At 48.5% G+C, this 21,658-nt stretch carries 18 protein-coding genes; 2 read left to right on the top strand and 16 right to left on the bottom strand.

The annotated features are described in order from the left end of the window. Window positions 1–614: 614 nt before the first annotated feature. The 10 genes from hrpB to MKY01_RS11985 form a co-directional block, all read right to left on the bottom strand. The gene (gene hrpB / locus MKY01_RS12030) at window positions 615–3,134 is read right to left on the bottom strand and encodes an ATP-dependent helicase HrpB (protein WP_339286460.1); all 2,520 of its coding nucleotides are present in this window, start codon (window positions 3,132–3,134) and stop codon (window positions 615–617) included. A 153-nt stretch (window positions 3,135–3,287) separates the two neighbouring features. Next, the gene (locus MKY01_RS12025) at window positions 3,288–4,094 is read right to left on the bottom strand and encodes an SDR family NAD(P)-dependent oxidoreductase (protein WP_017689067.1); all 807 of its coding nucleotides are present in this window, start codon (window positions 4,092–4,094) and stop codon (window positions 3,288–3,290) included. 189 nt (window positions 4,095–4,283) lie between these two features. Then, window positions 4,284–5,126, bottom strand: coding sequence for a protein phosphatase 2C domain-containing protein (locus MKY01_RS12020; protein WP_036609194.1), 843 nt, complete (start codon window positions 5,124–5,126; stop codon window positions 4,284–4,286). Window positions 5,127–5,136: 10 nt separating this feature from the next. Beyond that, window positions 5,137–5,889, bottom strand: a complete 753-nt coding sequence (locus MKY01_RS12015) for a vWA domain-containing protein (protein ID WP_127543696.1) — start codon at window positions 5,887–5,889, stop codon at window positions 5,137–5,139. 33 nt (window positions 5,890–5,922) lie between these two features. Then, complete coding sequence (locus MKY01_RS12010) at window positions 5,923–7,998, bottom strand: hypothetical protein (protein ID WP_127543698.1); 2,076 nt, start codon at window positions 7,996–7,998, stop codon at window positions 5,923–5,925. 158 nt (window positions 7,999–8,156) lie between these two features. After that, window positions 8,157–8,432, bottom strand: a complete 276-nt coding sequence (locus tag MKY01_RS12005; RefSeq protein WP_017689071.1) for a WXG100 family type VII secretion target — start codon at window positions 8,430–8,432, stop codon at window positions 8,157–8,159. Between the two features lie 186 nt (window positions 8,433–8,618). Continuing rightward, window positions 8,619–9,167 carry a WXG100 family type VII secretion target gene (locus MKY01_RS12000; RefSeq protein WP_017689072.1) on the bottom strand — a complete coding sequence of 183 codons (549 nt, stop codon included), beginning with the start codon at window positions 9,165–9,167 and terminating at the stop codon, window positions 8,619–8,621. A 6-nt stretch (window positions 9,168–9,173) separates the two neighbouring features. Beyond that, a complete protein-coding gene (locus MKY01_RS11995; RefSeq protein ID WP_047842537.1) occupies window positions 9,174–10,004 on the bottom strand; it encodes a hypothetical protein in 831 nt (276 codons plus the stop codon). A 16-nt stretch (window positions 10,005–10,020) separates the two neighbouring features. Then, window positions 10,021–14,025, bottom strand: a complete 4,005-nt coding sequence (essC, locus tag MKY01_RS11990) for a type VII secretion protein EssC (protein ID WP_339286459.1) — start codon at window positions 14,023–14,025, stop codon at window positions 10,021–10,023. A 54-nt stretch (window positions 14,026–14,079) separates the two neighbouring features. Further along, window positions 14,080–14,400 carry a hypothetical protein gene (locus MKY01_RS11985; RefSeq protein WP_339286458.1) on the bottom strand — a complete coding sequence of 107 codons (321 nt, stop codon included), beginning with the start codon at window positions 14,398–14,400 and terminating at the stop codon, window positions 14,080–14,082. 422 nt (window positions 14,401–14,822) lie between these two features. Between MKY01_RS11985 and MKY01_RS11980 the strand changes: the two genes are divergently transcribed. Further along, entirely contained in the window at window positions 14,823–15,062 is a 240-nt protein-coding gene (locus tag MKY01_RS11980) for a hypothetical protein (RefSeq protein WP_074094612.1), read from the top strand. A gap of 122 nt (window positions 15,063–15,184) precedes the next feature. Here MKY01_RS11980 and MKY01_RS11975 read toward each other — a convergent pair whose 3' ends face one another. The 6 genes from MKY01_RS11975 to MKY01_RS11950 all read right to left on the bottom strand — a co-directional run bounded on the left by MKY01_RS11975 (window position 15,185) and on the right by MKY01_RS11950 (window position 20,478). Beyond that, window positions 15,185–15,337, bottom strand: coding sequence for a hypothetical protein (locus tag MKY01_RS11975; protein ID WP_164783094.1), 153 nt, complete (start codon window positions 15,335–15,337; stop codon window positions 15,185–15,187). A gap of 245 nt (window positions 15,338–15,582) precedes the next feature. Further along, window positions 15,583–17,058, bottom strand: a complete 1,476-nt coding sequence (locus MKY01_RS11970; protein ID WP_339286457.1) for an aldehyde dehydrogenase family protein — start codon at window positions 17,056–17,058, stop codon at window positions 15,583–15,585. A 170-nt stretch (window positions 17,059–17,228) separates the two neighbouring features. Further along, complete coding sequence (locus MKY01_RS11965; RefSeq protein ID WP_253507582.1) at window positions 17,229–17,768, bottom strand: GNAT family N-acetyltransferase; 540 nt, start codon at window positions 17,766–17,768, stop codon at window positions 17,229–17,231. 163 nt (window positions 17,769–17,931) lie between these two features. Then, window positions 17,932–18,270 carry a L,D-transpeptidase gene (locus tag MKY01_RS11960; RefSeq protein ID WP_339286456.1) on the bottom strand — a complete coding sequence of 113 codons (339 nt, stop codon included), beginning with the start codon at window positions 18,268–18,270 and terminating at the stop codon, window positions 17,932–17,934. Window positions 18,271–18,326: 56 nt separating this feature from the next. Continuing rightward, complete coding sequence (rsgA, locus tag MKY01_RS11955) at window positions 18,327–19,436, bottom strand: ribosome small subunit-dependent GTPase A (RefSeq protein ID WP_051449744.1); 1,110 nt, start codon at window positions 19,434–19,436, stop codon at window positions 18,327–18,329. A gap of 448 nt (window positions 19,437–19,884) precedes the next feature. Then, complete coding sequence (locus tag MKY01_RS11950) at window positions 19,885–20,478, bottom strand: metalloregulator ArsR/SmtB family transcription factor (RefSeq protein ID WP_339287145.1); 594 nt, start codon at window positions 20,476–20,478, stop codon at window positions 19,885–19,887. Window positions 20,479–20,656: 178 nt separating this feature from the next. On the opposite strand from MKY01_RS11950, the gene MKY01_RS11945 reads away from it, so the two are divergent. Then, window positions 20,657–21,655: a YpdA family putative bacillithiol disulfide reductase gene (locus MKY01_RS11945; RefSeq protein ID WP_076249782.1), complete on the top strand. Its 999-nt coding sequence runs from the start codon at window positions 20,657–20,659 to the stop codon at window positions 21,653–21,655. Window positions 21,656–21,658 lie beyond the last annotated feature (3 nt).

The raw sequence follows: 21,658 nt of genomic DNA, 5'->3' as shown, positions 1-21,658 counted from the left end.
GATTGTCCCAGACGATTTTCTAAGGAACCGAGGACGTCTTATTTATCCTTCGGGCCCTCCTTATATTTTGTAAGGAACATGAGACACGTTATTTACCAAAATCACCTGACAAACCCGTTGTAAATGGCTGGTTATTCAAATATAGCGTGTTTTAGATTCCTTAGGTTACTGTGGGCGCTTCAAATCGCTGAATAAGACGTCACAAGTTCGTTAGCGCTCCGCTCCATGTTCAGCTCCCCAGGCACGTGCAGTTACGCTTCAGCTTCGGCAGGTTTGAAGATACGCTCTGGGGTGTACCTTCAACCTCTAAAAAAGCAGATTTTGCTGAATTCTCGTTCCATGCCGAAAGTTTTCAGCAGGCGTGCCGGGGCACTTCAAGGGAAGGTAACGCAGCATGGAGCGAAAAGGCAAAGTAACGTAACATGGGGCGAAAAGGTAGTAAAAGATGCACGTCAGCGAGTTTTGAGACACGTCCTGGTTAGAGGATGATGCTTTAAGGTAGAGAATGATTCGATCAGCTACAAAACTGAAGGTTGTTCAGCAGAGTCTGAGCCTGATGAAGAGCGCCCTTTGGGAGCCAAATCGTTGATGTCTTTAAAAATGAAGTAATTCATCTATTTGCCCCGTGGTTTGGCCCGATTTGTGGCGACCGCTTCAAGTGGATTATCCGGCCAGTAATGCTTCGGATAACGACCTTTCAGATCTTTTTTGACGTCAAAGTACGTCTCTCGCCAGAAATTCGCCAAGTCTCGTGTGACCTGTACAGGTCGCTGAGCCGGTGATAACAAGTGGATGGTCAACGGGACTCGCCCACCCGCTATACGCGGTGTCTCCTGTTGTCCAAACATCTCCTGTAATCTTACTGCCAGCGCCGGGTCCTCTGGACGACTGTAGTCCACAGGAATACGTGAGCCACTGGGCACCTGTATATGCGTCGGCGCTTCATCGTCCAGTTGTTGTCGTTGCGTCCAGCTCAATCCACCCAGTAATACATCCTGCATCGACAATCTCTTCAGGTCGGCTGCCGATCGCATGCCTGTCAGATAAGGGGTAAGATGTTCTGCCAACTCTTCGGTCAGATCATCTTCGATCAGGTCGGGCCACTCAGGTAGATGGAGATGCAGGAACCGCAGCCTGTCCGCAAGTTGTCTGGATGTTTTTGTCCAAGGCAGGCAATCCAGCCCTTCCATTCGTATTCCGGTTAACAGTGCTTCCAGCACCTGATCTTCAGGCGGCTGTGCAATACTGCTCTCTTTAATCACAAGGGCTCCAATCCGAAGTCTCTTATGTGCGCGCACGCTGCGGGTATTGGAATCCCAGGCGACTTGCACTTCATCGTGCAGCAAGTGCTGACCTGCCTGCACCAATGTCTGCTCCTGCAACGGCGCAGCCAGCAGGATGCGCGCATCTGCGCCCTGGTCGTCTGCCTCAGCTGCGACCAGATACGCTGAACGGCTCAGCGATTCTGTCGCTGCGAGCCGTACGCCGCGGCCGCTGCTCAGCAGATAGCGGCCGTCCTCCCGGCGTTGCCCGATCCGGTCCGGATAGGCGAAGGACAGCAGCAATCCGCAGCTGTCCTCATCCGGCCGCACCGGATCGGCCGCCGGGCCGAGCGCCGAGCGTAGCTGGCGGCTCTCCTGGAGCATGCGCCGCACGGCCGCGCCGTCTGCGACAGCCGCTGCCGCTTGCGGCATGCCGCTGCTGTCAGCGGTCAGCAGCGCTTCTACGCGCGGGCGGAGGTCCGTGCCCGCGCCTGCACTGCCACTGCTGCGGAGGCCGGCAGGCTCCTGCAGCAGTGCCGCCAGCATGCTGGCGTAGCTGGCCAGCCCAAGCTCCGCTGCGCGGAGCAGCATGCTGGCCAGTCGCGGATGCACGCCAAGCGTGTTCATCCGCCGCCCGAAGGGCGTGATGCGGCCTGCGTCGTCCAGGCCGCCCAGCTGGCGCAGCAGCGCCTGTGCCTGGCCGTAGGCGGCGTCAGGCGGGGTGTCCAGCCATTGTAGCTCTGCTGGGGACTGGACACCCCAGACGGCAAGCTCCAGCGCCAGCGGCGCAAGATCCGCGGAGGTGATCTCCGGGCGAGCTGCCTCAGGCAGTCCCCCATGAACCTCTTCGCTCCATAGCCGGTAACACACCCCCGGGGCAATTCGCCCTGCACGACCCTGCCGTTGATCGGCTGACGCCTTGGACACCGGCAGAGTGACAAGCCGACTCATTCCCGTGCGCGGCGAAAATGCCGATGCACGACTCAGCCCTGCATCCACCACAATCTTAACTCCAGCGAGTGTGAGACTGGATTCCGCAATGGAAGTGGACAGCACAACTTTGCGCGACCCCTCAGCCGCCGGCCGTATGGCCTCATCCTGTTGTTCCATCGGCATACTGCCATACAGGGAATGAACTTTCACGTGCGCAGGAAGAGAACCGTTTAATAACTCTCGCTCTGTACGGTGTATCTCTCTTGCGCCAGGAAGGAAAACAAGCACGTCTCCCTCCTGTTCAGCTAATGCCCTGGTCACCGTCTGAGCCGTGAATTGTTCCAACTGCATAGCTGCCGGTCTCGGTACATATCGAGTTTCCACCGGAAACGTGCGTCCGGGACAGTGAATTGATCTTGTACCTTCGCCAAGCAATGCACAGACGGGAACAGGATCTAGGGTAGCCGACATCACCAGCAATTTTAGATCTGGACGTAACATCGCTCGCGATTCTAATGCCAGGGCCAAGCCCAAGTCCCCGTGTAGATGCCGCTCATGGAATTCATCAAATATAATCATCGCCGTATCCTCAAGACCCTGGTCCTGCTGCAACATCCGGGTCAATACCCCTTCCGTCACAACTTCAATACGCGTCGCCTGACTCACCCTGGTATCCATGCGTACACGATATCCTACGGTCTGACCCGCTTTTTCTCCAAGCGTAGCCGCCAGTCTCGATGCAGCCGAACGCGCAGCCAGCCTTCGGGGTTCCAGCATAATGATTTTCCGTCCAGCAACCCACGGCTCCTCCAGCAAAGCCAGCGGAACAACAGTCGTTTTTCCCGCTCCTGGCTCTGCAATTAACACACCTGTATCTTGATCCCGAAATAATTGTCTTAACTCAGGAATAACCTCTTGTATCGGTAACTCTATATGCATATAATCGCTCCTAATGAATGTACCCTACTGCTCTTCAGTATCTCTATTCGAATGTTAGCATTATAACAAAAAAAGCCGTTCCAGAGGAACGACTATCGCAGACACACCCTAAGACACGCCTTAGCAAAAATGAAATTTATCCAGGATACTCACTTAGCTGAGCAATGATTCGGCACCATCAATAACGATCTCTGCTCCGGTAATATGTCTGGATTCGGACGATGCGAGGAAACTTACCAGATCGGCAACATGTTCCGGCTGACCCGGCCCGTCCGCCAGCGGCTGCTGTCCTTCCGGGAACTCCATCGGAATGATGATCTGCTGTAGATCATCCGTTTTGACCGTACTTTGATCGATATTTGTTGCAATCGCTCCTGGACAGATCACGTTCACACGTATCTTGAACTTCGCCAGCTCAAGCGCAGCCATCTTGGCAAAAGCAACCTGTCCTGCCTTGGACGTGCTGTATGCCGACATGCCAAAGCTTGAGAAGCGTTGATTGCCATTAATCGAACTCGTGATGATAATACTGCCGCCACCCCGTTTTTTCACGTGAGGCAATGCATATTTAATCGTGAAAAACGTACCATTCAGGTTGGTTGTAATAATCTGTTGCCAATCTTCAACCTGAATTTCCTCAATCGGTGCCGATACACCGTTAATGCCCGCATTGGCAAAAACAATATCCAAACCGCCGAATAACTCAACGGTTTCCAGTACAGCCTTTTCCACACGTGCCGGGTCGGAAATGTCTACATCAAATGCTCTTGCCGCACCGGGGTGCAGCGCATTAATCTCTGCTTCCGTTTCCGAGATCCGATCATTCACCAGATCAAACAATGCAACATGTGCACCCTCTTTAGCCAGCTTGACCGCAGTGGCTTTCCCAATCCCGGATCCTGCTCCGGTAATAATCGCAACCTTGCCTTGGAACCGTGACTTGCCGTTATGTTGTGTCATTATCCATCCCACTCCTTCATTTTAGCAATTATGTAAGAATGTACGTTCATACTCATCGTGAAAGCCAATTCTTCACAAGATTACCCAAAAAGAGTGTCTTTTAAATCAACACCAACAAGTTTTTTCACAGTTGATCTTCGCCGCTGTCACAGCTTCATCAGGATCGATCCACAACTTGATATCCCGCACTCACCATTCCAGCTCAATGAAAGCGGCATCATCTTCAAGACCGCCGGTATGTGTCGCATCCAGCAATACCTGAATGTGTTCATCCGGGACATAGGCTTGAATGGCATCCAGGTCGTTCAGTCCATCCGTATATAACTGAAGACGCAGTGAATCTCCTGCGGACCCTTTCATCTCGCAGATGTGCGGCTTACCACCAACAGGTCCTTCAAGGGTAGACCAACGCTCATTTGTCTTGCAGTGAGTCTGAAATAATTCAGACTGTTCCTGACCATTACGCCACAGGCGAATACGGGAATCTCCTTGCCACGCAAGCCACACCCGACTTTTGCGGCCGCCTCCCGTGAGCTCAATCCGCCCACAGACATACATGGCCTGACTGCCCCGACTTCGCTTTTCCATCAATACTTCACGCAGCAACAAAGGGGAACTTTCCAGTGGCTGTAATTTCTCCAATTGCTCCGATGCGGGAAGGGTAAGATCATGGAGAAGACGCTCAACACCCTCTACCGTTGTGTGTTGCGTCGTTTCCAACCAATCCAGCAAAGCATTCCCTAGAAAACGCGCTGCAAAATCGCCCAGGTAACTCATGCCTACGCCATCACACAAAACAAAATTGCAGATATTCCCTTTCATACGTACCGCAGCAAAGTCCTGTCCGGTATCTCCCTGATGTACCGTCTCAGCCGCTCTGCCATAACCATATCTGCACTTGAATGTGCCTTGATAGCGAGTTAGCGGCTGTTCCCCGGTCTGTACACTCACATAGCGAAAGTTGCCATGCCGTTGCTCGGCATGGCCCCCCTTATCTCCAGCAGACAATGTTGCCAAACGCATCGCTCTCATGATTCCCCTCCTATCTCACAGGCGTAGCAGCGGACATCTGGAACCCGATTGATACCAATTCTGCACATGTACCTGGCAGCATCATGAGTGCACCGGGTGCAAGCAAATAATCAGCTTCAACAAGCATTTCCCGATAACTTTCGGGCAGGATGGATGACATATTCCGCAGCTTCTCTCCATGCTCATCCTGTAGATTCGTTTCCGAAGAGATTCCCTTCCATCTTCTAGGTTCAGCAATTGGTCCTTCAAGCAAATGATCCGATATAAAAATATTCTCCACCAGCACATTGCCGTCAGGTACACTCATACCCATAATTCTTTTTGCAATAGGTTCGGGATCTTCACCTGTGGCTACCCCATCGGTCATGTGGCATACAAGTGGCGCAGGACAGTCCTGCATATTCGGAATTTCGGCCTGTAGAATCTTTTCCGCCTGCAGGAAAGCCTTCGCAGAATCTGAAAACCGTCTCGGAGTCAGGTCAGGCAAAGAACCAACGGCAGCGATCTCATCAATTCCTTTGATTCCGTTCAACAAGTCATATACATCATCGCTGTAAGCCAATATGGCTATACGATAGCGAGGTGTCAGACGATTTCCCTTGGTAGACCGAAACACCATTTGGCGAATCGCGAGAGATAAGGCATCATAGACGACGTCAATCCGTCGACGATTTTCCAGAACCATGTTCATGGAGGCGCTAATATCAATTAAATATATAATAAGTGCAGGTGTACGCTGTGATGCTTGAATCGTGTAGTTCATCTAGGGTGAGTCACCTCCATCATTCACATTAATTTATAAGTTGGGCAACTTGTAACTGTTGTTGCTCAGAAATTTGTTAATGGCACTCATTCGAGCGGCTACTTTGCCAACACCTTTGAAATAGGAAGCATCGGTATTGTAAAGATTTTTGAAATCACGGGCATACGATTCCGCATTTTCAATTTTTCTGCCTTTTTGCGCGTTATACGTTTTATTGTAATGAGCAATCAGCGTGACCACATTCTGGGCACGTTTTTTCTTCAGAGCTGCTTTCTGAGCAATCTCCTGTTGACGTTTAACTTCAGCTGCCGCTTTACGCTCCGCTTCCTGTTTTGCAAGCTTGGCATCATTCTCTTTTTTCCAGACCAGATAAGCTTCATATTTCGCCTGTTTATCGTATTTTTCCTGCTCCGCTCTCTTAGCCGCTTCTTTCTTCTGCAGTTCCTGCTTCACCAGAAAGGCCTCATATTTCGCCTGTTTGTCGTACTTGGCCTGTAACGCCTTACGTTCTTCTTCTTTTTTCTTTGCTTCAGCTGCCTTCTGCTTGGCTTCAGCAAGTTTTTTCTTTTCCTCCGCGTCCAGTTTTGCAGCATCTGCGGCCTTTTGTTTCTCTTGTTCTTCCTGCTGTTTGAGAGCAGCTGCCTTTGCTGCTTCAGCCTCTTCCGCAGCTTTGATATCTGCCAGTCGTGTGGCTTCCTGCTGTTCTTTCTGTTTCACCTCTGCCTGATCGGCGAGTATTTTGACCGTTGGCACGCCACCTGCCAGCAATACAATAAGTACAGCGGAGGAAATCATGAACTTTTTGGATCTGTAGAATGGCACAGGTACAGGTTTGTCTGTGTCTTCTTTTGGATTAAGCTTTGCATCCAGTTCCTTAATTGCAGCCTCGACTTCCATCTGCATCGCGCTGTTATGAGGAATAAAATGATAAAGCGAGCGGTACACTTCCAGTGCTGCAGCCGGTTTATCTTCATCCTCCAGGGCTCTTGCTTGCAGGAACAGACGGTTCACAACCGCTTCCTGATCGGGAGAGTGCGGCGTTTGAGTACGGTTCCCGTCTTGCGTATTCACCGGTTCACTTACTGGTTCTGAGCTCTTTTTCAGATTCACATCAGCTTCGGACGAATTGGCGGCTTCTTCTTCCGCTGTCACAGCAGCCGCTGCATTGGCCTGATCCACGTCTACCGCAGCCAATGCAACATACCACTCACCAAACGTCGGACAACTGCTCAGATCGTGACTTTCCCAAGCTCGAATAAACAGATCGGACAGTTTGGAACCCCAGCGCTTCTCAAGGGACTCCCGCATCGCATAATACCGTTCACTCACCGTTTGCATTTCATGCTGATCAAAATAACTTTCGCCCCACGCTTTCTCTACAATCACAGGGTCGGACCAGCTTAACATTTCAGCAATGATAACCGCTCCGGCAAATCGGTCAGCATATGAACTCCACAGCCCGCTGTGCACTGTTCGATGGGCTGCATAACCGGGTGACCCGGCAAGCAGGGCATCCGGACGATCCATCTTGGAACCGTACATCTGCTCGACATCCACAAGTTCTACCGCAGACATCTTCCCCAGGTTCTCCACTTCGGAAAAAAACGGAATCATTACATTGGGAGCGGACATATCGCAATGAGCCAGTCCACGTTGTTCCATAGCCGAACCTGTTCCAGCAAGCGCTCTAGCCAGCTTCAGGCTCACCTCAGCCGTCAACTGTCTCTGATCACTGATCACATCGAACCAGGTCTGACCTTGCACCCATGGCATCAACACCGCATATAACAGATCGGGATGTTTTCCAATGAGCGCTCCGTTTCTTTCCGGAGTGAGCACATCACGCTTGCATACCTGCAAACCTGGCAGTTCACTATAAGACTCCATATGTTCAGACTGATATACCATAGCCGGAATACGGAATTTAGGAAAAAATACTTTTAGTGCTTTAGCCCCATGAATGGAACCATTTCGGGGTAACAACTGATAAACAATCCCCTGCCTTCCGGCTTGGGCATAAGCCAGACCCGGCGCAGCCGGATGTTGCCCAATCGTATAGGCAATATCGTTAATCACCACTTCATCCCCGGGATTTGGTTGAAAAGACATGCTTATCCCTCTCTCTGTCCTAGTGTCATAGTTGCAACAAAAACCGGGTGTTGTGAAAACGCCCGGTTTTTGCTGTAGTTGTACATCTTCAGCTTGCTATCCACCTATAATTCAGGACGAATTCAGACTTCACATCGGCCTGATCTATGTAAAGCAGATTAACGAGCCTGGTCAGCTGTACGGAATTTGTTAGCAATAGCTGTAAGTTCAGCGCTGATGCTGTTCAGCGTTTGAACGAATGATTGCATTTGTTTGCTAGCTTCTTGGAACTCTTGGAAGAAGCGTTGCTTTGTCATACCTTCCCATTGTCCTTCCATGCTTGTGATGGATTGAGTCAATGTAGATACGATTTGCTGACTTTGCTCACCGCTTTGTTTAAATTGGTTGGAAACCTGATCAAGCTGCTCTGGGGTAACTAAAATACGTCCTGCCATTTGTAAATTCCTCCTTGGTTTGTGCAATTAAATTTTGACTTGTTCAAATTGTACTATACCAGGATCGATCGGACAAAAGCCGAAGGACCTAATCCTATTTACCCCATTTTCAGCACTTGAAACTTCTCCTAACAGCCTATTTACAAAAAAATATTCACTTTCTGCTGTTACTTTTATTCACCCTGTTCAGGAAACAACAGGCTCGGTCCCTCTTCTTCCCCGAAAGGAAGGATCTGTGAATCTCCATGCTACAGGCTCAGGCTGCATAGCCTGCACCAGTGTAGCCGGGGAGCCATCAGGCGGAGCGGCATCCTGTACACGATATACGGCCGCCATTGCGGAAAGGGGATCGGATACTACAGCTACAGTTGCAGAATGTGCAGGCATGATTTCTCCTGTACGATTGTTCTGAAGAACATTCAGCATATTGACCGCATTACCATAGGCTGTGTTCACATGACTCAGCACGGAACGATACTCCATGTCTGCCTGCTGGAATAACAACGCTTTGCGTCCCAGCTGTACGCTTAAGTCCATTAATCGACGCAGCGCATCCTCGCCCAGTCGTTTACTGTGATTCCATTCATTCATCACCGCTGCGCGGGATTCAACCTCCCACTCCAGCGAATGAATCGCCTGATCCAACACTGTCATCTTTTGCTGTATTTGCTCCGCTGCATACTGAATCTGCTTGCTCAGTGCCCGAAGCACATCCGGTTCCACACGAATGCGCATTTACCATCACCTTTCCTCTTCCCCTGCAGGCTGTTTAAGCCAGTCCAGCAGCATCTCGTGAAACTGTTCTCTAGTCGTTAGTGCTGCAACAAGCCAATCATCTGAAGCCGCAGTGCTCATCCGGAACAACCAGTTGGATACCGCACTTGCAGCAAATGCTGCCGACTGCGACTTCCACCCGTCTTCATTCCATACAAGCAACCTAAGCTCCCCGTCTGACTCCTTACCCACCAGACAGCGTGCCAGTGCAAGTGAGCCCTCAGGATCACTTGTCTCCTGTTCGAGTTCCGCTGCTACGGTCTGTACTCCGCTGTTTTCGAGCTCATTCATGACATCATAAAATTTTTTCTTGGAGCACATTAGGGCCGGTTTCTCCGCAGGAGAATGGCCGCTCCATTTCATCCGCTCTATCAGAACATCAATGGCTTCACGAACACTTCCCAGATCGCTGAGCCGGAACGAGTCCGGTACGTCGTCAACACGGGAAACTTCAACGACCCGCTCATCCGTGCAATGGATATAACTCTCATACGACTTGCCGTTGATCGTGTAGCGAATCCAACAAGCTCTGTCGGACAATCCGGCAATGGCTACCCTGGAGAAAACGGTCGGTGTCATGATCAGCTCATCGGTATCCTGATCCCGAATCAGATATCCTTTGTCAAGCAGGGAGGTTTTGACACGCTCCCACTCCATCGCGATATCCTCCGCCATATAGCCGCGAAACGGATCTTCCACACCAAGCAGTCGGTCTGAACCGAGAATACCAGCCAGGAAAAAAAGTTCCTTTGTTTGCAACGTGACTACCTTTTGCTTAGAATCATGAACCGTCAACATTATGAGCCACCTCCCCTCAAACTACAACATGCCATCGGTCACGAATTTCAGAAATCCAATCGGTCATTTTCCAGCTGTCATCACATGGAACTGCACCTTTAACCCTGGAATATTTACGTTTTACATAATAACCTTGACCCGGAGGCAGTACCTTCAGCCCACCTGAACTACCTCCAGATTCGGAATAAGGTATACGGAAGAACGAGAGATCGTTAGGGTCTAAAGTCCCGAACAGCATTCCACTCTGAGAAGCCTTCACATCCGTTACCCAGTCAGAACCAAAGGTTGGGAAGTCTGCCGGAACTCCGGATAGAATCACGTGTACACCGCGATCCCTTCCTTGACGAACAATCGCTCCCAATTGATCTTTCACATTAAAATCGTTTAACTGCTTGGACAAGGTGTCCGCATCGTCGATGACGAGCACAAGTTCCGGTCCACCGGAAATCTCGCCTCTTTTCAGAACTTCATCGTACAACTGTTGAATGACAGGTGCAAGCTGTTCTTCTCGCGATACATGTCCACGGACATGGGGCAAACTGCTGATTTCCCCCAGCCCACCTGAGCCATAACGCATATCTACTGTGTATATTTGCACATCTTCCGGAGAAGCATGATAAGCCAGTGATAACATCCATGTCAATAAAAATGTCGTTTTGCCGCCTTCCATCGGACTCGTTACCATGAAATGCGGACCTTCACGCAGATTAAGCTCGAATGGTTCCAGATCATCCGTAAGCAATCCCACAGGGACAGTTACAGACGATGTATCCCAAGCCTGACCATATGATCCTGTCCGAATGAGCAGATCCTTCAGTTTGATTTCTTCCGGAAGTGGAGCAATCTGCGGCGCTTCTTCCCCTGTCCAGCCTTGGCGAATCTCAGCAATCGTACGGCGCAGTGCCGATGAACGCTTGCCCTCATCTGCCCCTGAAGAAGGTAATGCCGCCTGGAACATTAATGGAGGCACTTGCCCTTTGACCAGGCCTCTTCCTGGCGGAAGTTGGCTTGGCGCCTTGGAAGGTCTTCCCACGGCATAATAATAATCGCTTGGATCGGATAACTCAAATGAAACCGCATTGGGAATATTGCTTCTGAATTTTTCAAATACATCTGTTACCCGATTGGCTGTGAGCACAAAGGTGATACCCAGACTTCCGCCTTCACGCAGGATCGTCTCCAGAAGTTCATTCTCTTCCGGATAGGCATTGCGGAATGAAAGATAACCATCGATAACGACCACAACCTGCGGGACAGCCGCGTGAGCTGTCCGGCGGTACGCCGAAATCGTTTTAACCCCCGCCTCCGAGATGATATCTTTGCGTTGTGCTGACAGCTTGAGAATATAGCGGAATAACCGCTTGATCCGGTCTTCCTCTTCAGCCATCATCACGCCACCGATCTGAGGTAGTGCTGCAAAGTCTTTCATCATACGGCCCATATCGATAATGTAACCATGCCAAGGTTCAGTTCTATGGGAACGGGCCAAAGACATAAGCAAGGTCTGAACAAATGTTGTTTTGCCCAGTCCTGGCATGCCGTACACGACCAGATGTCCTTGATCCACAGGCAATGCGAGCGGTTGTTGGCGCTGATTAGGGAGATCATCCAGCAAACCAACCAGTGGTTTCAGACCATTCGCCCCGCCATCAAGCAGCAGATCCCGATTCTCTTCTTCCTGCCAGTCCTGAAGACCTTCCCATTCCAGTGTCTCTGGTAAAGGTGGCAACCATGGTCCTGGCAAACGACGGATACCCGCATCCGCTGCAGACTGCGCAACATAATCAATAAATACCTGAAGCTGTTTCGGAACATCTTCACCTTTGAGAACGGCTCTGCGCTCTCCAGTTAACAGAGGCTCCCGCTTACCGTTCAGGCGCACTTCCATAACAGGTAATACCGTTGTTGAATCCTCCTGCTGGTTATAAGGTGCACCACTCCAAGCGAATTGCATTTCTTCAAACACTTCATCACTACCAACCTGGAAATATCCGCGACCAGGCTTTGTAATCCAGGCAGCATTTGGAATCTTGATCATATCCCTGCTATCTCCCTCACTCTGTACGCGAAGGCAGATCCGGAAGCGCGAATTACTCCATATTTTATCGTCTACAACACCAGCTGGCTTTTGGGTTGCCAGAATTAGATGAACCCCAAGTGTCCGGCCAATCGCCGCTATACTGATCAATTCATCCATGAACTCCGGCTGGTCCCGCTTCAATTGAGCAAACTCGTCAATGATAATAACCAGATGTGGAAGTGGCTGTTCATGTCTGGAACGCAGAATCTTGTAATATTCATCAATATGCTGGAGGTTTCCCGCATCATTTAATATTTTTTGCCTTCTGACCAGTTCGGCACGAAGTGAAATATTCGCCCGCTCGATCAGATTCCCATCCAGATTGGTGATTGTCCCTACCACATGTGGCAGATCAACAAATGTATTGGACATACCGCCACCTTTATAGTCAATCAGCATGAAGGCCAGATCATGTGGATGGAACTCAGCAGCGAGTGAAGCTACGATGGACTGGATGACTTCACTTTTACCTGAACCGGTTGTACCTGCAATCAGACCATGGGGACCATGACCCTGACGTTCAATTTTGTCATGCAGGTTTATCGCAATTTTTTTGCCGCCAGCGCGCACACCCATTGGTACAGGCAGCGTATCAGGATATCTCGTCTGTCCCCACCTGGACACCACATCGAGATCTTCCACGCGTGATGTGCTCAGCATATCAAATAACGGGAGCACTTGCGGGATATCCGAAGCAGATGAACGTTTCAACCGGATCGGTGACATATAACGGGAAAGCGCCTCTGCCATCTCTTTAGAGATCACATCAGGCTTGTACGTTTGTTGAATAACATCTGCATCTTCCGTTTTTTTGATATACACCCCTTTGCCTTTGGAGGCATCCATAATCAACTGGCAATGCATCGGTAGAGACTCCTTGCGATTAGCCAGTATGATGGTGCATACATCAATGTCATGAGCCGACTCCAGCAACAGCGGAAGCAACGGTTCTTCTTCAATTAATTGCGTATCGGAGAGAATTACAACGTAACATGGTGTTTGTACGCTTTTCTTGTAGCGGTCTTCCTTATTGTTACGACGCCGGTTCAACACGGAAAACAAGCTGTCCGCCAATTGATGCGCACCGCTGTGCCTGTCGGCCATATAGCGTTGTCCTTGGTCTTCATCCCAGATATGTGGCATCCAGCGAAGCCAGTCCCATTCCTTGCTGTCCTTTTCTTCATAGAAAGCAGCAAGCTTCAGTTCATCCGGGGAATGGCGTACCGTCAGTTGTGAGATGATGACTCGCAGGGAAGCAAGCACTTCCTCCCGATCACCGACAAGTCCCATAACCTTCGATTGGAACAAAGGCAATGTAATGGAAGCATCCGGTACCGTCTGGAATTCAGCCGCAAGTTCATGGGCCGCTTCAATCAGCTCATCCTTCTCGTAACCATCAATCCGCGGAACCTGAAGTTTGATGCGGAATGGAATCTCTCCCGTACCAATGCGTACCTGAAGGAAATCATCATCCTCTGGTGAACGCTCCCACAAGGAACTGTTCCGGTTCTTCACCACTTGAAGACACACACCCGGATCACCATGAATTTCGTATAGGCTCTTCACTTGCTCCGCCTGAGCTTCTTTCAGTTCTTCCCGGTGTTTGTCCAGTTGGGCAAGATACATTATTTTTCGTTCTTCCAATTTTTTGCGATATGATTTCTTGTTGCTCAGATACACGAAGAATGGAATGGTGTAAGAAGTAAGCATCATCATGACCGTCATCATCTGAAACATCATATAACTGCTGTTATTCATTTTGCCGGTCATATTGATATATACGTAGAAACCAATGCTGACCATAGTCATCATGATCGGCACAATAATGGATATCATGGAAAACGTGGGTTTGCTCGGTTCTGTTGGAGGCCTGAGTATTTCGAGTCTCTCTTCCTTGAGAACCGGTGTCATTCTTGGAGAACGCTGATATAACACATTCACGAAGAGAAGACCTCCTTTAGTTCGTTCAATAATGAATGTATAAGTTCAAAAGCCCTATTCGTTGCTTTCCTGTTGAAACAATGAACGTCTTCCATATACAGGCGCTTCTTCCGAAGTTGTTGAAAAAGCCCGCTGGACACGTACGCAACTGCCTTGTCGTAGCCCCGTTTCCATTAACTGCTGTGCGTTCTGCGGAGAGAACCACAGACCTTCCGGAAACTTGGCTTCAAGGATGTACTGAATGCCGTCTCCCGGTGCCTGTCCAAAAATGCGAACGCCGAGTAATGTCTTCAAATGTTCAATGGTACATTCGTCCGGAACATCGATGTCGAACCATTCTCCTTCCTCGCGGCCGGAATACACGGTTAGAATCATCCGAATCCCTCCCATGGTCTCATATGTAAATTGTCCTAATGTCAGATTAAATCAAAAAAAAGAGAATGAATCGTTATATCAACCCTATTTTCTTACATAAACACCCTGTTTGCAATGTACCACCTGTAATTTTGTTACATATGACCCACGTATATATTAAAATATCGTACATTCGACTCAGAACTTTTGTGGCAGTTATGCAATTTAATATTGCGAGGATACGAAAATCATCGTTTTTTGTTCCATTTAAATGGTAATTAAGTTACGTTTTTCAGGACTTTTATTCCTTCGCTCACAATTGAATTGTGAACACTTTTCAAACATTACCCACCTTTATGTTTTCATAAGCTGATTTTAAGGTAATTTTAAGCATTGGAATTTAATATTAGCTGTATGAAATAACAACCGTGAGGTGATTTCAAGTGAGAACCCTAATAACCTTTCAAAACAAATCAATCCCTGTATATTTTAATCAAGAAAACAAACAACCTATGCAGAAGACATTAAGATTGCTTAGCAGTGCTCTTGAGCATAAAATTAGCAACGGTAAACGCGCCATTCAAAAATGTCTGCATTCTTTAATTAGTATTGAGATTGTTAATGGAGAAGCCATTCTCCACAGTCGAAGTGAAAACGACTCCCTTGCTTTATCGTTATATTAAAAGGAGTCAACCAAGACACATTCATTACAAGACATGAAAAAGGAAGCTGTCGTCATAGACAAGCTTCCTTTTTTGAGTTGTATACACGTTAACAGCGGATCGCAATTATTATCAGCCATCGCTCAGTGCAGTTTGCTCAGGACATAGGCGGCATCATGTTCTTCCGCAATCTCGGCTTTACGAATACGAATGACAAACAGCCGAACCAAATTGGCACGTGTATGTTCTTCCTGACAGGTATTCAGTTTCCTCAGAATAAAGCGGTCAATGGACATGAATTTAAAGCCCCTTTGCCATTGGATTTACGGATCGATTCTTCCGTGTATCCATAAATAACCAGATAGCGTCAGCCCCAAACAGCTTTTCCACTCTTATATTAAGCCGTATTTTGCCAAGGTGTAATATTGTGCAAAAAGCCCGTCCCACCAAGCTGGAGACGGACTTTCGCATGATTTGTCGATCTTTTTGTAACCCACTCTAATCATTCATAAATGCCCCTGCTAATTTACTCTTTTTCGACTTATTTCACTCCCGGATATTCCCGATATTGGTGCTGAATGCTGATCCAACGAGTACGTGTAAACTTCTCAATCGCCCAATCCCCACCGAAACGTCCAATCCCTGAAGCTTTTTCACCGCCAAACATCACATGCGCTTCATCGTTCACAGACTGATCATTTACATGCACCATACCCGATTCAATGCGCTGGGCAACCTGATATCCTCGATTCAGATCTTGGGTGAATACGGAACCACTAAGTCCATAAGGAGTATCATTCGCCAAACGTACAGCTTCCTGCTCATCATGAGCTTTCATGATCACTGCTACTGGGCCAAACAATTCCTGTTGCACGATATCTTGTTCAGGTTTAACATCGGCAAGTACAGTAGGAGACAGCACACTGCCTTTACTGGTCCCTCCGAGCAATAACCGTGCACCTTCGGCCTTGGTTTTGTCCACAAGCTCCAGCAATCGTTCTACCTCTTTTTCCCGAATGAGAGGACCCACGAGTGTTTTGGCATCCGCCGGATCACCTGCCTGGACATTCTTCGTTTTGGCAACAAATGATTCGACGAATTGTTCGTAAATATCGGCATGCACAATGATACGATTCAGCGCCATGCAGATCTGTCCCTGATGCAGAAACTTGCCAAAGACCGCCGCTTCGCTAGCACGTTCAATGTCCGCATCTTCCAGCACAACCATCGCGTTGTTGCCACCTAGTTCCAGTGCCGTTTCTTTTAAATGTTCCCCCGCCAGTTTACCGATCCCTTGTCCAACTTCTGTGGAACCCGTGAATGAAATTACTTTGGGAACCGGATGAGCGACAAAGTAATCCCCGATTTCACTGCCACTTCCCGCAACGACATTCAGCACGCCCTCAGGCAGACCGGCTTGTTCAAACAAATCGGCAATGAGCCAACCTGCCGTAATCGGAGTGTCTGATGCTGGTTTAATCACCACACCATTACCAAGGGCAATCGCTGGAGCTACAGATCGCAGGCATAGATGCAAAGGGAAGTTCCATGGCCCGATAACACCAATCACTCCCTTAGGCTCACGAACCACACGGTTCTCTTTGCCAGGGGTATTGGACGGGATGATCTCACCCTTCATGCGATAAGGAAAAGATGCTGCTTCATCCACAATGCGTTTAGCCGCTGCAAACTCCGCCTCCGATTTGATCCGGGTACTCCCGGATTCCGTGATCAACAGTTGAATGATCTCCTCTTTGCGCTCCGCCATCAGGGATGAAACTTTACGCAACACCTCTTCTTTCGCAGCGGGCAAAGACTTCGCCCATTCAATCGAATTTTTCTGAGCTGACTCATAAGCCTTATCTATGTCTTTCTTATTGGAAGAGCGCCATGTGGCAATAACTTCTCCCGTATAAGGATTGATATTCTCCATTGTTTTCTCACCGGAGCCATCTACCCAGCTGCCATTAATATATTGTTTCGTCCATGTTGTATGTTCAGTGTCCATTAAAGTCATGTGAATACGCCTCCTGATCAAGATTAAATGTCACACCTGCACAACGGTGTAATACATCATTAACCTTGTTCAGAATTACGCAAACGTGAAGACCTGAATTAGCTCTTCCATTCTTTAAGCTTAAGGGAAACAATACAACCCCCACTATTCTCTCAGCATCTGGACGTCTTTCAACAGTCGGGCAGGCTCTTCTCTCCAAAGAGGCTCAAGTCCTCCCATCCGTAGCCAACTTCGATCAGATCTTGACCACCAATGCGGAGGGACTGTGTCTGGACTGGAGTGCCTCCCATCTTTTCATAGAAGCGACAAGCTGAATTACGCTCCAAAGCCCATATGATCAAACGTTTCATATTGTGGGTCTGCAGATGATGAACGACATGTGTCGCGAGTTGCTGACCTATCCCCGTTTGTTGCACTTCCTTCAGCAAATATATAGCATACAACTCTCCATCATAAGGTAATTTGCCTTCACGCTCCTTACCCCCACAAGCAAATCCGACAATGTTCCCATCATCCTGTTCAGCTACCACCAGGATCTGATCCTTTTCGCCAGAACGAATAGTCTTCTCCCACTGAGACAATCTTGATTCTATAGTCAAATGATCCAAAAAATCGTCAGGCACAATTCCCCGATACGTAGTTTTCCAACTCTCAGTATGTACATAAGCTATCCCCTGCGCATCCCCTTCACGCGCTGGCCTGATCAGCATAGCTATCCCTCACTTTCTCTCGTAACTGCCGTAGCTTTACCATATTATATGTTCTTCTTTCTATAATTCCAAATTCATCCACTTCAGTCCTGATGCCGCTAGGCAGGATTCGTAATCAAAAGTGGACTTTTTGAACTGCCTCTTATAAAAGTAAAATCCGGCCCTACGGCCGGATCGTTACCCTAGTGCCTACAGATACCTTGGAAGACAGATCCAGTACATCCGAGTTGTACATGCGTATACAACCATGGGAGACGGATTTGCCAATAGACCAGGGCTCATTGGTTCCGTGTATGCCATAATGGGGAGCAGACAGCCCCATCCAGAACACGCCAAATGGCCCACCTGGATTCGATTGTTTGTTAACAATAGTGAACTCCCCGTTTGGAGTCTGCGTGAGCATCTTGCCGGTGGCCACAGGATAGCCCTTAATCACCTGATTGCCGTCCAGAAGATATAACATGTGGTCAGACAGATCTACAATAATCCTGTAATCTGGCATAATGACATCCCTCCTGACCTATCTTATGCAAGATACCGGATGATGCCCGCCTGATTTCAGGCTTCCTCCCACTCTTTCACACTACGGGAGTGCTTGGGTTTGCGACTATTGGCCGGTTTGCTGGAAGCGGTACGCCTTCTGGATGCCACTTCTTCCTTGCGCTGCTGATATTGCAATTCCTTCTGCATTTTCAGATAATTATTCAATCTTTTTTCATCCAATGAACCATCCTGTATGGCTTCTTTCACTGCACATCCAGCTTCCCGTGTATGACTGCAATCCAGAAATCGGCACGTGGCGGCAAGTTCTTCAATTTCTCCAAACGCATGCGACAGCCCATCATTGCCCTCATCCCAGAGATTAAGCTCGCGCATTCCTGGAGTATCGATCAATACGGCTCCCTGTGGAAGTACAAACATCTCCCGGTGTGTTGTCGTATGTCTCCCCCGACTGTCTCCCTCGCGAACGGATTGCGTAAGCTGCACATCCTCACCCATCATCCAGTTCACCAGCGTAGACTTGCCACTGCCAGAAGATCCTGTGAGCGCAACAGTCAGCCCTGGCTGCAAATATCGTTCCAGTAAGGATTTACCTTGACCCTCCACTGCAGATATCGCAAGCACTTCAACGCCTGGAGCAATCCCTTCTACACTTCGGATCTGTTCTTCCACATTGTTGCACAGATCACTTTTGCTCAGAACAATGACTGGCCTTACGCCACCATTCCAAGCCATCAGCACGTATCTTTCGAGCCTTCTAAGGTTGAAATCATGATTAAGTGCTGCCACGATTAACAGTGTATCTACGTTTGCGGCGATTAATTGTTCCTTGGTCACTGGACCTGCCGCCTGTCTCGATACCCTGCTCCGACGGGGCACCAGATTGTGAATAATTGCTTCTTCACCTGCCTGACCTGTAATGGCCACCCAATCTCCAACCGCTGGTGCCAAGCTGGTCTCCAGACTATCATGACGCATTCGGCCCGAAATTCTTCCCCAGCATTCGCCCTCTTCTGTAATCAAACGTTGCAGATGTCCATGGTCTGCGATAATTCTGGCTGGCTTTTTCTCCTGCTCTTCCATCCCTGTCTCTTGCCACAGTTCCTGCCACTTTGCTGACCAGCCGTACTTCTCAATATGGTTATCTAAAATAAAAATTCCTCCCAAAATAAGTTATTTACTTCATTCAAGCCGAGTGAACAATCATCTCCGGTTCAGATCAAAACAAAAAACCACGAGTAGAAATACACCCGTGGCAATAAGTAGTTAGCCGAATCAAAGATCATCCCTTCTTGTAGATCTACCGGATAGAATACTTAACCCTCCGATATAAACAATTCAGGAACACCCTTTTATCGGCAAACAAAAAAGCCACGGGTGCGTCACCCGTGGCTTCATCTGAGCATGCGATACTTCACGTTACAATGGATACTGCTATCCAGCTAACGCAAAATTACATGCTTTGATCCGTTCCGGAGACGCTGTTCATATTCAAATTAACGTATTCTGCATTTAAATTTGTCATAAACAATCGCCTCCCTTGTAGAATTATCCATTATGTTACACACTGAGCTTTACAGTTGTCAAGCCCAAACTTTTTTTACCACCAGCTACTCTATTTGACCTGATCCCAGCGTGTCCACATTTCCTTCGGATTCAATTCATAGATATCCTCTTCCCGATACATGAACTGATGCATGATAAATTCCCGCCGAATCGTGGCAAAGTCTTCATGGTATTGCTTTATAAATGTATTGATTTCTTTCTCCGTATACTTCCGACCAAATTCAAGCTGCTCGACCAGATGACCAAGTACAATCAGTTTTTTCTTGTATTGAGCCGGAATCTGACGCAGTCGTCCATCTTTGGAGAAAAAATTCCTCATGACCGACGCTTTCAATGTTTCGTTCACATCACTCATATCCTCAACCTCCTCTCGATCAAAGATAAAATCAACCGAAGCCTGTGCATTCTCGCGGATAAACGAAGGATTGAGTGTGAAATACACTGTATTTTTCTCCCGTCGTTCCTTAATCAGCGCCGCCTCTCTCAGCTTGGATGCATGATGTGTCACGGTTGGCTGTGACAGATTCAGCCGCTCGGCAAGTGCCTGTCCGTGCAGTTCACCCTGTGCCAACAACAGCAGCATGCGAAGCCGGGTCGGGTCAGCCAACGCTTTATGATAAGCCACAATTTTCTCCAGCTGCATCATCGTTCATCTCGCTTTCAATTAGATATATATCTAATTTGATATTAGTCTTTTCTCCTCTACACGTCAACTCCTTTGGTTTCAAGTAAGCTTGTCTAATTAAACTCCACGCTTGAACTGGCATTGGCTCGTTATTTACGGTAGGATTATATTGCTTGAAATAAGGAGGATTAAGAACATGGAAGATGTCATTATTATCGGCGGAGGCCCATGCGGTCTGTCTGCTGCCATTGAATGTGAGCGGCTGGGACTGTCCGCTGTGATCGTTGAGAAATACAATATCGTTCAATCTATTTATCTGTATCCAACCCATATGCAGTTTTTCAGCACAGCCCCGCTGCTTGAGATCGGAAACGTTCCGTTCAGCACACCTAATGATAAACCGTTTCGTTATGAAGCACTTGCCTATTATCGCAGGGTAGCCGAACATTTTGGTCTGCGTGTTCATAACTATGAGGAAGCCCGTGAAATTAAACGCAAGGATGATGGTACGTTTGAGGTACATACGCTCAATCGCCGCGGGGAGGCCATCGTACATGTTGGACGCAATGTAGTTGTAGCTACCGGTTATTTTGACCATCCTAACTATCTGGGCATCCCTGGAGAAGATAAAGATAAGGTAACCCACTACTTCCGGGAAGCCCACCCTTATACCCGTACACGTGTCGCCATTATTGGCGGAAGCAACTCAGCCGTGGATGCGGCCATGGAACTGGTTCGGGTCGGAGCACATATTGATATGGTTTATCGCGGCAGTGGTCTGTCCCAGCATATTAAACCATGGGTACGTCCGCTATTCGAGAGCATGGTGACAAAAGGTCATATCACACTCCACCTGGAATCACGCGTGAATGAAATACTCGATGATTCGATTCGTCTGATACACACGGATGGCTCCACTCGGGAACTGGATAATGACTTCGTACTGGCAATGACCGGTTTCCGTCCAGATCGTCAACTACTCACGTCGGTAGGTGTGGAGATGTCTGATGATATGGATAAACCTCTATATGATGCACAAACGATGGAAAGTAGCGTACCTGGTGTATATGTGGGCGGAGTCATCGCTTCGGGGCGTAATGCCAATGAAGTCTTTATTGAATCCGGGCGCTGGCATGGACGTTACATTGCGGAACATATCGTTAGCAAACAACGTGGACAGACTGAAGGGAAATGAAAA

Origin of the sequence: Paenibacillus sp. FSL R5-0486 (assembly GCF_037975155.1) — a bacterium.
Lineage (GTDB): Bacteria > Bacillota > Bacilli > Paenibacillales > Paenibacillaceae > Paenibacillus > Paenibacillus amylolyticus.
Note: the sequence above shows the minus strand (reverse complement) of the source record. Positions and strands in the feature narration are given on the sequence as shown.